Origin of the sequence: Acidovorax benzenivorans, assembly GCF_028680575.1 — a bacterium.
Classification (GTDB): domain Bacteria; phylum Pseudomonadota; class Gammaproteobacteria; order Burkholderiales; family Burkholderiaceae_C; genus Acidovorax; species Acidovorax benzenivorans.
In genome coordinates this window covers 50,676-62,893 of sequence record NZ_JAPCKI010000018.1, presented here as the reverse complement: position 1 = coordinate 62,893, position 12,218 = coordinate 50,676, and the positions used below count along the sequence as shown (strand labels likewise).

Sequence of the window (12,218 nt, the reverse complement as noted above, 5' to 3'; positions counted from 1 at the left end):
CATGCTGAAAATCGAAAATCTCCACGCCTACTACGGCAAAAGCCATGTGCTGCATGGTGTGACCTTTGACGTGCAACCCGGTGAAATCGTGGCCCTGCTGGGGCGCAACGGTTCGGGCCGCTCCACCACCGCCAAGGCCATCATGGGCCTGGTGGACTGGGAGGGCACCCTGAACTGGAAGGGCCAGGACCTCAATGGCAAGAAGGCCTATGAGATCGCCCACCTGGGAGTGGGATACGTGCCCGAAAGCCGCGATGTGTTCCCCAACCTCACCGTGCACCAGAACCTGATGCTGGGCCAAAAGGGCAATGGCAAGAACAGCCGCTGGTCGTTTGACGACATGTACGAGATGTTCCCGCGCCTCAAGGAGCGCCAGCACACCGAGGCGGGCGTGATGTCGGGCGGCGAGCAGCAGATGCTGACCCTGTGCCGCACGCTCATGGGCGACCCCGACCTCATCATCATCGACGAGCCCACCGAGGGCCTGGCGCCCAAGATCGTCGAGCTGGTGGGGCAGTATCTGCAGACCATCAAGTCACGCGGTGTCTCTGTGCTACTGATCGAACAGAAACTCACCATCGCGATGAAGATCTCGGACCGCGCACTGGTGATGGGCCACGGCTCCATCGTGTTCCAGGGCACGCCGGACAGCCTGCGGGCCGACAACTACATCCGCAAAGAATGGCTTGAGGTGTGAGGCACTCCCGCGCCCAGCAGACGCCCTGCCGCCATGCGCGCGCGGGGCGTTTTTCTTGGCCTCAGAAATAGCGCCGCAGTGTCAACTCCCAGCGCCCGGATTCGGGCCAGGCGCCGAACTGGCTCAGCGGTGTGCCCTGGCTGCGCTGCCACTGTAAGGCGAGGTCAAACGTGTCGGCGCGGTAGCGGGCTTCGATCCAGAAGCGGCGGCTGGTGTCGATGCGGTCCAGGTGGAGCAGGGCGCCTAGGTCCAGGCGCTGCACGAAGGCGTCCTTCCACGCCGCATGGAAGAACAGCGCATGCCGCGTGGGCGGCTCCTGCGCCTTGAGAGCCCACAGGCGATACTGCGCATACTGCAGAGGCGGCCCCGCGCGCAGGGCCTGCCAGGCGGCCCGCCCGGGCGCGGCGCCGTTGTAGTGCGCCTCGCCCGTGAATGAGAGCCGCGACGCCGTGGTGTAGGTGGCTCCCACGGCCAAGCGGTTGCGCCAGGGCGTGGGTGCGGCACGCTCCAGCGCCTGGTCTGGCAGCGTGGACGAAGGCCCTCCGGACCATTCCAGATAGGCCACGGTGGCGTTGCTGATCAGGCCGGAGAGGTTCAGCCCTGCTTGTGTGGGCTGGCCCTGTTGGGCCAGGAGCAGCCATTGCGGGCTGAGCGTTTCGCTCCAGCGCTGGGTATAGCTCAGCAGCGCGCGGTGGCGGTGGTTGGTGGCGGCCCAGTCCAGGTTCCAGCCACCGCGCGGCGCGCTGCGCTCGGCCAGCCGGGGCGAAAGAGCCAGTGCGAACGCGCCGCCGTCCCAGAGGTGCTGCGCCCGCAGCATGGCGCTGCCTTGCCGGTTCTCGCGCAGGCTGGCCGGGTCCATCGACACGGCCGAGCGCACGGCGCCATCGCGGAACAGGTCCGTGGGGTTGTAGCCCAGGGCCACGCCCTGGCGGTCGTTGATGCGTCCGATGTCCAGCACAGTGTCTTGCGCGGCGGTGTGGCTCAGGTAGGCCTCCTTCAGCGTGTGTACGGCATGGTCTTCGAAGACGCCGGGCCGCGAGCGCAGGTCGAGCCGGCTGGCCGCCACGGCGCGCCAGGGGCCGTCGCCCGCATGCTCCAGGCGCAGGTCCAGCGACAACCGGCCCTCGTGCCGGGCCGGGCCGCCGCCCCGGGGCCGGGCCGATGTGCCCGCCGCCTCGGTAAAAGCGCGCCAGGCGCGGGTGCGGACAGGCGTGGGGGCCGTGACAGGGGCTTCGTCGGCCAGCGTCAGCGCGTCCAGGTCGCTGTCATTGGCCACGGCGGCGCGGCAGGCGCAGAGCAGCAGGGCGGTGCACAGCGCGCGCATCATTCGGGCCTAAAGCGCGGCAGGTAATCGCGCTGCAGCCAGGCCTCCGGAACCTCGCGCCGCACCCAGGCGCCATAGCGCATCACCGTCACCCAGCCCGGGTCCAGGCCGTCGATGATCACGGTCTCGGTGGGCCGCTCGGCGCCGAACACCGTCTGGTAGCGGCGGTAGTAGGCGGTCTTGAGCAGCGCGCCACTCTGCGCGTAGAAGCGCGCCTTCACCGGTTGGTGGCTGGTGGCGTCCACCCACATCTCGATGCGCTGGTAGCTTGCATCGGGCATGGCGGCCTCCAGCAGCAGCTTCAGGCCGTGCCGAGGCTGGCGGTCGCCGTCCTGCACTGGCTCCTCCTCGGCGCTGGTGGCGCGGTAGTCGCGCGCGAAATTAACGGTGACCACGTCGCCATTGGACGCCTGCCCCAGCAGGCGCTGTTGCGGCGAAAGGCGGATGCTGGCCTGGCTGGCCGGGTCGTAGAACCACAGGTCCTTGCCGTTGTAGAGGATGAGTTTCCCCACATCGCGCGCGGGGGCCAGGTAGCGCACCAAGCTGCGGAACTGCCCACCCACGGTATCTGGCCGGGAGTACACGGCGAGCTGGCTGCTGTCGGTCTGCCGCCCCTGTCGGTATTCGACCAGGGTGTTGACCAGCCGGAAAGAAAAATCCGGGTTGCGGATGGCATCGCTGGCAGCCAGAACGGCTTGAGGGTCGGGTGCGGCAAAGGACGTGCCGCACCACGGGGCCAGCGCTGCCAGGGGGAGGGCCAGGAGAGGGCGTCTTTGCATGACGGGCTGCCTTGAATTGAATCGCTATTACGCGTGGCGCAGTGCGTCCACGATGTCCATGCGTGCTGCGCGCCGCGCGGGCCACCAGGCCGAGGCCACGGTGACCACCAGCATGCCCACGATGCTGCCCGCCAGCAAGGGCAGGTCTTGCCACACCCGCACCAGCACCAGGTAGGCATAGGAATAGCCCGGCGGCGTCCAGGTCCAACCGCTGTGGTTGATGGCCCAGGCCACCACTGCGGTTGCCAGCAGGCCCAGTGCTGTGCCTGCGGCGCCCAGCAGCAGGGCTTCGCACAGGAACAGGCGGCGGATGCCGCTGCAGCGCTGGCCCATGGCGCGCAGGGTGCCGATTTCCACCGTGCGCTCCACCACGGCAGTGCCCATGGTGTTGGCAATGGTGAACAACACGATCACCGCGATCAGCAGCGCGATGAAGCCGAACATGGAGGCCATGAATTCATCGGTCTGCCCGAACATCGGGTTCAGCGTGCGAAAGTCCAGCACGTCCAGATCCTGCGCCGCAAACTGCTGGCCCAGCAGCGCTTGCAGCCGTGCGCGTGCCGCAGGCAACTGGGCGGTATGGTGCAGTTGCACCACGATGGAGGTGACCTCGGGCTGTTGCGCGCCGTAAAGCAGGCGCTGGGCCTGTGGCAGATGCATGGCAAGGTACATGTCGTCAATCGCCTTGACTCCCAGATTGACGGCTTTGACGGCTTGCAGGCTGGCCACGTTGGGCGCGCCCCGGGCCGTGGCCACCAGCATCTCGATGCGGGTGGGGGCTCGTTGGTCATTCGAGGTTCTCTCAAGGGCCGAGAGCGCCGCCACATCTTCGGGCACGACAGGGGTGTCGGCGCCCTGCTTGGCAGCGGGTGCGCGGGCATTGGTGCAATCGGGTACATGCAAGGCAGCGCACAGTTGCAGCTTGCGCGCCACGCCAGTCCCGATGACGGCGGTATCCGGTGCCGTGCCCTCCAAAGCCAGGGGCTGGGCGTAGCTGACCATACCGTAGTCGTTCCATTGCATCAGCCGGTTGTATTCTTGCGGAACCAGGCCGTTGGCCAGCACTGAGCGTGTGTTTCCCGATTCCATGTGTCCCGCAATGCCGCCCAGTTGCAGCGTGGGCGTCACCACACGCAGCATCGGCGCCAACTCCGGATCGCTGCCAATGGTGTCGATGATGTGCTGGTAGCCCGCGATCCCGTAGGCCGTGGGGTTGTCACCACCATCCACAAAATAGCCGCGCTGCTGCACCTGCAGATGGCCGCTGAACTGCACAAAGCCGGTTTCCATGCCATACAAAATGTTGGAACGGTAGCCGCCAAACAACAAGATGGCGGTCAGCCCCACCACCATGGCCAGCAGGGTAGCAAGTGATCTGCGGCGGTTGCGCAGCAGGTTGCGCAGTGCGAGGTGCCAGAGGTTCATGCTGCCACCTCTGTGCTGGTGTCGCGTTGCTCGATGGACTCGATGCGGCCATCGCGGATGCGTACCACGTCGTCGGCCTGGGCCAGCACCATGGGGTCGTGCGACGAGAACACAAAGCTCGCCCCGCGCGCCCGCTGCAGGTTGCGCATCAGGGCAATGATCTCGGCGCCGGTCTGGCTATCGAGGTTGGCGGTGGGCTCGTCGGCCAGCACCAGCGCGGGCTCGGTGGCCAGGGCACGGGCAATGGCCACACGCTGGCGCTGCCCGCCCGACAGTTGCCCTGGGCGGTTGCCAGCGCGATCTGCCAGGCCCACGGCGTGCAGCAGCGCGTGCACCCGCTCTTTGCGCTGGGCCAACGGCACGGCGGCCAGCACCAGCGGGTATTCCACATTCTCAAAGGCGGTCAGCACCGGCAAGAGATTGAAATTCTGAAACACAAACCCGATGCGCCGCGCCCGAAAGTCCGACAGCGCATCGTCCGCCATGGACTGCACCGCTTGCCCATCGACCAGGATTTCACCCGCATCGGGCCGGTCGATGCAGCCCATCATGTTGAGCAGCGTGGTCTTGCCACTGCCTGAAGGCCCGCACAGCACGGTGAAGCGGCCGGGCCGGATATCGATGCTCACCCCACTCAGGGCAGGCACGGTCACGGTGTCCAGCCGGTAGGTTTTGCCCACGTTGCGTAAACTCACTGGGTACATGCAGACTTCCTTCTTGGTGCATGGCGCCCATCGTAAGAATCCCACCCATAGGGTGTATTGAATGATTTCGACATCGCCGCCTGCAGCACCTCCGCTGTACCACCATTTGCGCAAAGTGCCAGCCTGGCCCAGGGAACTCGGCATGACCTACAGCGATGCGCGTTCCGAGCTGTGGCTTCCGGGCAGCGCCCTTGCATCCTGCGTTCGTGGGGTGGTAGCGCGGGACACTCTGTCCGTGGCGCTGGAGGAGTCACAGCGCTACAACCGTTTGCCGGCAGTTCCTACCTGTACCCTGCTGTGGTACCTGCAGGGCGAATGCCATCTGCTGGCGCCAGGTGCACCGGCGCAGCCCCACAGCCCGCGCACACCCATTGCCGCTGCCACCCTGTGCGGCCCCTTCACCCGGCCCACCATCAGCTGGAACCCCGGCCCCATGCACGCTTTCTCGGTACTGCTCATGCCCGATGCGCTGGCACACATGACAGGGCTGGGCACCGCAGCGCTGCTGGACCGCATCATTCCGGCGCAAGAGGTCTTCGATGCCGAATGGCAGGCGATGTTTGCCCAGGTGGCGCAGGCGGCCGACGACGAGCAGCGTGTGGCACTGGTCGAGTCCTTTCTGTTGCCGCGCTGGCAGCAGTCGCGACCCGCGTCGGCGCTGCACAGCCACCTGCTCACCGACTGGTCGCGCAGCGTGGCCCTGCGCGCCGCCAGCTCAGGCCTGGGCCGCAGCCTGCGCCAAGCCGAGCGCCGCATCAAGCAATGGACCGGACAAACGCAGCGCAACCTGCATGGGCTGGGCCGCTCGGAGCGCGCCTTCTTTGAGGGCGCACAGGCGCACCAGGACGGCGCTGTGCGCTGGGGGGACATTGCCGATGCCAGCGGCTACGCGGACCAGTCCCACATGTGTCGAGAGTCCCGGCGTATTACAGGCTACGCGCCGGGCGAACTGTACCGCTTGATGCAGCGTGACGAGAGTTTTTGGGCTTACCGGCTGTGGGCTTTTGGGGTGAGTGCTTCCTTGGATTAGGTCGTCCGTACCCCGGTGGGCGGGGGAGGCTGCGTGGCATTTGTCCCAATAGAGACATGGCTCTCTGGTCAATGAGCGGTCAGCCTCTACAATGAAAATCGCACGACCGTTCTTTTCCCACTTACCAAGGAACAACAGCATGACCGCTGAATACAAAGTCCACGGCAATGTCGCCGTGATCACGCTGGCCAATCCGCCTGTGAACGGCCTGGGCCTGTCCACCCGCCAGGGCATCGTCGAGGGCCTGAACAAGGCCAATGCCGACGGTGCCGTCACATCCATCGTCATCACCGGTGCCGGTGGTGCGTTCTCTGGCGGTGCCGACATCAAGGAGTTCGGCACCGACAAGTCGCTGCAAGAACCCAACCTGTTGTCGGTGATTGCCGCCATTGAAAACTCGGCCAAGCCCGTTGTGGCTGCCATGCACAGCGTCGCCATGGGCGGCGGGCTGGAGCTGGCCCTGGGTTGCCACTACCGCATCGCAGCGCCTGGCTGCTCGATTGCACTGCCCGAAGTCAAGCTGGGCCTGATCCCTGGCGCAGGTGGTACGCAGCGCCTGCCCCGCGTGATTGGTGTTGAAGCCGCGCTCAACCTCATCGTGAGCGGCGAGCCCGTCAAGAGTGAAATGATCGGCGCTGTGCCCGGCCAGAAGCTGTTTGACAAGATGGCTGCGTCGGCCGAATCGCTGGCCGCAGAAGCCCTGGCGTTTGCACAAAGCGTGGCAGATGCCCGCCCGCTGCCCCTGGTGCGCAACTTCCCCTGCAAGCACCCCGAAGGCGACGCGTATTTCCAGTTCGCGCGCAACATGGTCAAGGGCATGGCCAAGAACTTCCCTGCGCCCGCCAAGTGCGTGGACGCGGTCGAAGCGGCCACCAAGAAGAAGTTTGCTGAAGGCATGCTGGTCGAGCGCGAGATCTTCATCAACCTGATGTGGACGCCCGAGTCGCGTGCACTGCGCCATTTGTTCATGGCCGAGCGTGCAGCCTCCAAGATTCCTGATGTCGCATCCGACACCCCCAAGCGCGACATCAAGCTGGTGGGCGTGATTGGCGCCGGCACCATGGGTGGCGGCATCTCCATGAACTTCCTGAACGCGGGCATCCCCGTCAAGATTCTGGAAATGAAGCAGGAAGCCCTGGACCGTGGCGTGGCCACGATCAAGAAGAACTACGAAGCCCAGGTCAAGAAGGGCAAGCTCAAGCAAGACAAGTACGAGCAGCGCATGGCCCTGCTGAGCACCACGCTCTCCTACGACGACTTCAAGGACTGCGACCTCATCATCGAAGCCGTGTTTGAAGAATTGGGCGTCAAGGAGGCCGTGTTCAAGCAACTCGACGCCGTGGCCAAGCCCGGCGCCATCCTGGCCTCCAACACCTCCACGCTCGATGTGGACAAGATCGCCGCCTTCACCAAGCGTCCGCAGGACGTGGTAGGCATGCACTTCTTCAGCCCTGCCAACGTGATGAAGCTGCTGGAAGTAGTGCGCGGCAAAGAGACCGCCAAGGACGTGCTGGCCACCGTGATGGCGATCGGCAAGAAGATCAAGAAGACCTCGGTGGTCTCGGGCGTGTGCGACGGCTTCATCGGCAACCGGATGATCGAGCAGTACAGCCGCCAGGCGGGTTTTCTGCTGGACGAAGGCTGCACCCCGCAACAGGTGGACAAGGCCGTCGAGAAGTTCGGTTTTGCCATGGGCCCTTTCCGCATGGGCGACCTGGCTGGCAACGATATCGGCTGGGCCATCCGCAAGCGCCGCTCTGTGGAACGTGCCGACATGAAGTACAGCCGCACGGCCGACAAGCTGTGTGAGCTGGGCCGCTTCGGCCAGAAGACCGGCGCAGGTTGGTACGACTACCAGGCTGGCAAGCGAGATGCGATCCCGAGCGACCTGGTCAACAAGATGATCGAAGACCACCGCAAGGAACTCGGCATCACGCCCCGCAAGATTTCGGACGAAGAAATCGTGCAGCGCCTGGTGTTCGCCCTGGTCAACGAAGGCGCGCACATCCTCGAAGACGGCATCGCCAGCAAGTCCGGCGACATCGACATGGTGTACCTGACCGGTTACGGCTTCCCCATTCACCGTGGCGGCCCCATGCACTACGCCAGCGAAGTGGGGCTGTTCAACGTGGTGCAGGCCATGGACCGTTTTGCCAAGAACCCGCTGGATGACGCAGCGTTCTGGAAGCCCGCTCCGCTGCTGGCCAAGCTGGCCGCCGAAGGCAAGGCCTTCCAGTAAATAGCCCGCGTGCATCCATCTACAAAATCAAAGGAATTCACATGACCTCCGCAGTGATTGTTTCCACCGCCCGCACGCCACTCGCCAAGAGCTGGAAGGGTTCGTTCAACATGACGCACGGCGCCACACTGGGCGGCCATGCCGTGCAGCACGCCGTATTGCGCGCCGGCATCGACGGCGCTGACGTGGACGACGTCATCATGGGTTGTGCCACGCCCGAAGGCGCCACCGGCAGCAACATCGCACGCCAGATCGCCTTGAAGGCGGGGCTGCCCATCACGGCCTCCGGCGTCACCGTCAACCGCTTCTGCTCGTCGGGCCTGCAGACCATTGCCATGGCTGCCCAGCGCATCATCGCGGGCGAGGCTGATGTGTATGTGGCCGGTGGTGTCGAAAGCATCTCCTGCGTGCAGCAGGAGATGAACCTGCACATGATCCAGGACCTGGCCTTGGCCAAACAAAAGCCCGAGATCTACTGGAGCATGCTGCAGACCGCCGAGCAAGTGGCCAAGCGCTACAACATCGGCCGCGAAGCCATGGACGAGTACGGTGCGGCCAGCCAGCAAAAGGCCTGCGCTGCGCAGGCCGCCGGCCTGTTCGATGCCGAAATCGCCCCCATCACGGTGACGACCGGTGTGGCCGACAAGACCTTGGGCCTGATCACCAAGCAAGTGACCGTGAGCCGCGACGAAGGCACGCGTGAAGGCACGACGGTAGAGGCCATCAGCGGCCTGCGCTCGGCGCTGCCAGGCGGCCTGATCTCGGCTGGCAACGCCAGCCAGTTCTCCGACGGCGCCGGTGCCTGCGTGGTCACCAGCGAAGAGTACGCCAGCAAGAAGGGCCTCAAGCCCCTGGGCCGTTTCCTCGGTTTTGCCGTGGCAGGCTGCGAGCCCGATGAGATGGGCATTGGCCCCGTGTTTGCCGTGCCCAAGGTGCTCAAGAAGCTGGGTCTCACGGTGCAGGACATCGACCTGTGGGAGCTGAACGAAGCCTTCGCAGTGCAGGTGCTGTACTGCCGCGACAAGCTGGGCATCCCCGCTGATCGCCTCAACGTGAACGGTGGCGCGATTGCCGTGGGCCACCCCTACGGTGTGTCGGGCCAGCGCCTCACGGGCCATGCGCTCATCGAAGGCAAGCGCCGTGGCGCCAAGCGCGTGTGCGTGACCATGTGCATTGGCGGCGGCATGGGCGCTGCGGGCATTTTCGAGGTGCTGTAAGCCATGTCCGGGCAGACTTCGTCGCCACCGCGCACCGACATCCCTGACGTCGCGGTGTCGCCCGAGGTCTTCCTGGCCATGGGGCGCGAGGTGCTGGCTTCGCAGCCGTTCAGCGTTTTGGTGGGGGCGCGGTTGCATGCCCTGTCGCCAGGGCAGTGCGAACTGCACCTGCCCGTCACCCCCCAGCTGCTGCAACAGCACGGTTTTGTGCACGGGGGCGTGCTGAGCTATGTGGCCGACAACGCCCTGACCTACGCCGGAGGCACCGCCATGCGCGTGCCGGTGGTGACCTCCGAGTTCAAGATCAACTACCTGCGCCCTGCGGTGGGCGAGCTGCTCATTGCCCGCGCGCAGGCGGTGCACCATGGCCGCGCACAGGCCGTGTGCCGCTGCGATGTGTTTGTGGTGCAGGCGGGCACCGAAAAACTGTGCGCCGTGGCGCAAGGCACCATTGCCGCACTGCCACCGCGCGAAGACGCGGCACAGGCCCCAGCGGGCGCCTGATGGTGGCAAAGGATGGGAGCATGTTCCTCCTCACTCCTGCGCCGTTTACTCCTTATTTGATAGCTGTTGGCGCACGATTTGTCTGCGCCTGGGGCTGTTTTAACCCTGAAATGCCATGAGCCTACGTCCCACCGTCGATTTCCTGCTCTACCAGTGGCTGAACGCCGAGAAGCTGCAAGCCCGTGAGCGTTTTGCGGACCACTCCCGCGAAACCTTCGACGCGGTGCTCGACACCTCCGAGCGCATCGCCCGAGAGAAGTACGCGCCGTTCAACCGCGTGGTGGACACCGAAGAACCCCGCACCGAGACCGAGCCCGACGGCACGCTGCGCGTGGTGCTGCCGCAGGCCACCTACGAAGCACGGCGCGCCTACGCCGAGTCGGGCCTGCTTAGCGCCGCGCAGGACTACGACATTGGCGGCATGCAGCTGCCCTACACGGTGGAGGCGGCGGCCAACAGCTTTTTTGCGGCCGCGTCGATCAGCATTGGCTCCAACCTGCTGACCTCGGGCAACGCCAACCTGCTCATGGTGCATGGCACCGACCTGCAAAAGCAGGTGTTTGCGCTCAATGAATTCAACGGCCGCTGGTCGGGCACCATGTGCCTGTCGGAGCCGCAGGCGGGCTCGTCCCTGTCGGACGTGGCCACGCGTGCCGTGCCGGATGGCGAGGGCTTTGAGAGCGACCCGCTCGGGCCCCGCTACCGCCTCAAGGGCAACAAGATGTGGATCAGCTCGGGCGACCATGAGATGACCGAAAACATCGTGCACCTGGTGCTGGCCAAGATCCCGGGGCCGGATGGCAAGCTGGTGCCGGGCACCAAGGGCATTTCGCTGTTCATCGTGCCCAAGAAGCTGGTGGACACCAACGGCCAACTGACCGGCGTGCGCAACGACGTGGCGCTGGCGGGGCTGAACCACAAGCTGGGCTGGCGTGGCACCACGAACACGCTGCTGAACTTTGGCGAAGGCAAGTATCCCGTGAATGGCGAGGCCGGGGCAGGCCTGGACGGCGCCGGTAGCGGCGCTGTGGGCTACCTGGTCGGCCAGCCCGGCAAGGGCCTGCACTGCATGTTCCACATGATGAACGAGGCGCGCATTGGCATCGGCATGGCCGCCACCATGCTGGGCCTGGCGGGCTACTACGCCAGCCTGGACTACGCCAAGAACCGCCCCCAGGGCCGCCCCGTGCAGGGCCCCAAGGATGGCGCTGCGGCCGTGGTCAAGGACGCCGCTCAGCCCCAGGTGCGCATCGTCGAGCATGCAGACGTCAAGCGCATGCTGCTCGCGCAAAAGTCGTATGGCGAGGGCGCCTTGGCGCTCAACCTGTTCTGCGCGCGGCTGGTGGACGAGCAACACACGGGCGATGCTGCGTCGGCTGACGAGGCGCGCCTGCTGCTGGAGGTGCTGACCCCCATTGCCAAGAGCTGGCCCAGCGAATGGTGTCTGGAGGCCAACAGCCTGGCCATCCAGATCCACGGTGGCTACGGCTACACGCGCGACTTCCCGGTGGAGCAGTATTGGCGCGACAACCGCCTGAACATGATCCACGAAGGCACCCACGGCATCCAGGCCATGGACCTGCTGGGCCGCAAGGTGCTGATGGAAGGCGGGCGCGGCCTGCAACTGCTGGCAGGTCGCATCAACGCCACCATCGAACGTGCCATCCAGGTGCCCGCGCTGGCGGCCCACGCCAACGCGCTGGGCGCGGCGCTGCAGCAGGTGGGCGCAGCCACCAAGGCCGCCTGGGCCACGGGGCAACCCGCCGACGCGCTGGCCAATGCGGTGCCTTACATGCAGGCCTTTGGCCACACGGTGCTGGCCTGGGTGTGGCTGGACGTGGCCCTGGCCACACTGGCGGCCGATACAGCACTGGCGCAGCCCACCAGCGTGGGCCGCATGGGGGCCATGCGCTTCTTCTTCCACTACGAGCTGCCCAAGATCGGTGCCTGGCTGCAAGTGGTCAGTGCACGCGACGCGACCTGCGCCAGCTTTCCTGAAGAGGCGTTCTGATGGCCGCCGCGCGCACCCTGCAGCGCTTGCAAAAAATCATCTGGGCGCTGATCTACGGCGGCCTGCTCACGCTGGTGCTGGGCATTGCCACCGCCCGCACCGATGCGGCCACGGGCTGGGTGCTGATGGTGGGTGGAGGCGTGGTGGCTACCGTGGGCGTGGTGCTGATCGCCGTGCGTGCGCGGCTCAAGGCAGACTCGCAAAGCTGACGCAGCGGCACCGCTGCAGCCACCTGGCTGGCCCCGTGCGGAGCGGACGCGGCGGCGACACAATGCAGCCTTCTGGCAC

At 65.7% G+C, this 12,218-nt stretch carries 11 protein-coding genes; 7 read left to right on the top strand and 4 right to left on the bottom strand.

The window, feature by feature from the left end; translation table 11 throughout:
- The first annotated feature begins 1 nt into the window (after nt 1).
- Entirely contained in the window at nt 2–697 is a 696-nt protein-coding gene (locus tag OIN59_RS21655; protein ID WP_274113757.1) for an ABC transporter ATP-binding protein, read from the top strand.
- 61 nt (nt 698–758) lie between these two features.
- Here OIN59_RS21655 and OIN59_RS21650 read toward each other — a convergent pair whose 3' ends face one another.
- Genes OIN59_RS21650 through OIN59_RS21635 form a run of 4 tightly spaced genes read right to left on the bottom strand, consistent with a single transcriptional unit; the run spans nt 759 to nt 4,929 of the window.
- Nucleotides 759–2,021, bottom strand: a complete 1,263-nt coding sequence (locus tag OIN59_RS21650; RefSeq protein WP_274113755.1) for a hypothetical protein — start codon at nt 2,019–2,021, stop codon at nt 759–761.
- Nucleotides 2,021–2,800, bottom strand: coding sequence for an outer membrane lipoprotein-sorting protein (locus OIN59_RS21645; protein WP_274113753.1), 780 nt, complete (start codon nt 2,798–2,800; stop codon nt 2,021–2,023). The genes OIN59_RS21650 and OIN59_RS21645 overlap by 1 nt, the downstream gene beginning before the upstream one ends.
- A 27-nt stretch (nt 2,801–2,827) precedes the next feature.
- Entirely contained in the window at nt 2,828–4,225 is a 1,398-nt protein-coding gene (locus OIN59_RS21640; RefSeq protein ID WP_274113752.1) for an ABC transporter permease, read from the bottom strand.
- Nucleotides 4,222–4,929: an ABC transporter ATP-binding protein gene (locus tag OIN59_RS21635; protein WP_274113750.1), complete on the bottom strand. Its 708-nt coding sequence runs from the start codon at nt 4,927–4,929 to the stop codon at nt 4,222–4,224. Before OIN59_RS21635 ends, OIN59_RS21640 begins: the two co-directional genes overlap by 4 nt.
- 142 nt (nt 4,930–5,071) lie before the next feature.
- Here OIN59_RS21635 and OIN59_RS21630 point away from each other — a divergent pair, with 142 nt between their 5' ends.
- The 6 genes from OIN59_RS21630 to OIN59_RS21605 all read left to right on the top strand — a co-directional run bounded on the left by OIN59_RS21630 (nt 5,072) and on the right by OIN59_RS21605 (nt 12,139).
- Nucleotides 5,072–5,959: a helix-turn-helix domain-containing protein gene (locus tag OIN59_RS21630; protein WP_274113748.1), complete on the top strand. Its 888-nt coding sequence runs from the start codon at nt 5,072–5,074 to the stop codon at nt 5,957–5,959.
- Nucleotides 5,960–6,098: 139 nt separating this feature from the next.
- Complete coding sequence (locus OIN59_RS21625; protein WP_274113746.1) at nt 6,099–8,198, top strand: 3-hydroxyacyl-CoA dehydrogenase NAD-binding domain-containing protein; 2,100 nt, start codon at nt 6,099–6,101, stop codon at nt 8,196–8,198.
- 41 nt (nt 8,199–8,239) lie between these two features.
- Nucleotides 8,240–9,415: an acetyl-CoA C-acyltransferase gene (locus OIN59_RS21620; RefSeq protein ID WP_274113744.1), complete on the top strand. Its 1,176-nt coding sequence runs from the start codon at nt 8,240–8,242 to the stop codon at nt 9,413–9,415.
- A gap of 3 nt (nt 9,416–9,418) precedes the next feature.
- Complete coding sequence (locus OIN59_RS21615) at nt 9,419–9,919, top strand: PaaI family thioesterase (RefSeq protein WP_274113742.1); 501 nt, start codon at nt 9,419–9,421, stop codon at nt 9,917–9,919.
- A 115-nt stretch (nt 9,920–10,034) separates the two neighbouring features.
- Nucleotides 10,035–11,930 (top strand): acyl-CoA dehydrogenase, encoded by a 1,896-nt coding sequence (locus OIN59_RS21610; RefSeq protein WP_274113740.1) that lies wholly within the window; start codon nt 10,035–10,037, stop codon nt 11,928–11,930.
- Complete coding sequence (locus OIN59_RS21605) at nt 11,930–12,139, top strand: hypothetical protein (protein WP_274113738.1); 210 nt, start codon at nt 11,930–11,932, stop codon at nt 12,137–12,139. Before OIN59_RS21610 ends, OIN59_RS21605 begins: the two co-directional genes overlap by 1 nt.
- The last annotated feature ends 79 nt before the right edge of the window (nt 12,140–12,218 follow it).

Excerpts from the sequence above, each read along its gene's own strand:
- OIN59_RS21635 (WP_274113750.1), bottom strand. The coding sequence starts at position 4,929 with ATGTACCCAGTGAGTTTACGCAACGTGGGCAAAACCTACCGGCTGGAC.
- OIN59_RS21640 (WP_274113752.1), bottom strand. The coding sequence starts at position 4,225 with ATGAACCTCTGGCACCTCGCACTGCGCAACCTGCTGCGCAACCGCCGC.
- OIN59_RS21610 (WP_274113740.1), top strand. The coding sequence starts at position 10,035 with ATGAGCCTACGTCCCACCGTCGATTTCCTGCTCTACCAGTGGCTGAAC.
- OIN59_RS21645 (WP_274113753.1), bottom strand. The coding sequence starts at position 2,800 with ATGCAAAGACGCCCTCTCCTGGCCCTCCCCCTGGCAGCGCTGGCCCCG.
- OIN59_RS21630 (WP_274113748.1), top strand. The coding sequence starts at position 5,072 with ATGACCTACAGCGATGCGCGTTCCGAGCTGTGGCTTCCGGGCAGCGCC.
- OIN59_RS21605 (WP_274113738.1), top strand. The coding sequence starts at position 11,930 with ATGGCCGCCGCGCGCACCCTGCAGCGCTTGCAAAAAATCATCTGGGCG.
- OIN59_RS21615 (WP_274113742.1), top strand. The coding sequence starts at position 9,419 with ATGTCCGGGCAGACTTCGTCGCCACCGCGCACCGACATCCCTGACGTC.
- OIN59_RS21625 (WP_274113746.1), top strand. The coding sequence starts at position 6,099 with ATGACCGCTGAATACAAAGTCCACGGCAATGTCGCCGTGATCACGCTG.
- OIN59_RS21655 (WP_274113757.1), top strand. The coding sequence starts at position 2 with ATGCTGAAAATCGAAAATCTCCACGCCTACTACGGCAAAAGCCATGTG.
- OIN59_RS21650 (WP_274113755.1), bottom strand. The coding sequence starts at position 2,021 with ATGCGCGCGCTGTGCACCGCCCTGCTGCTCTGCGCCTGCCGCGCCGCC.
- OIN59_RS21620 (WP_274113744.1), top strand. The coding sequence starts at position 8,240 with ATGACCTCCGCAGTGATTGTTTCCACCGCCCGCACGCCACTCGCCAAG.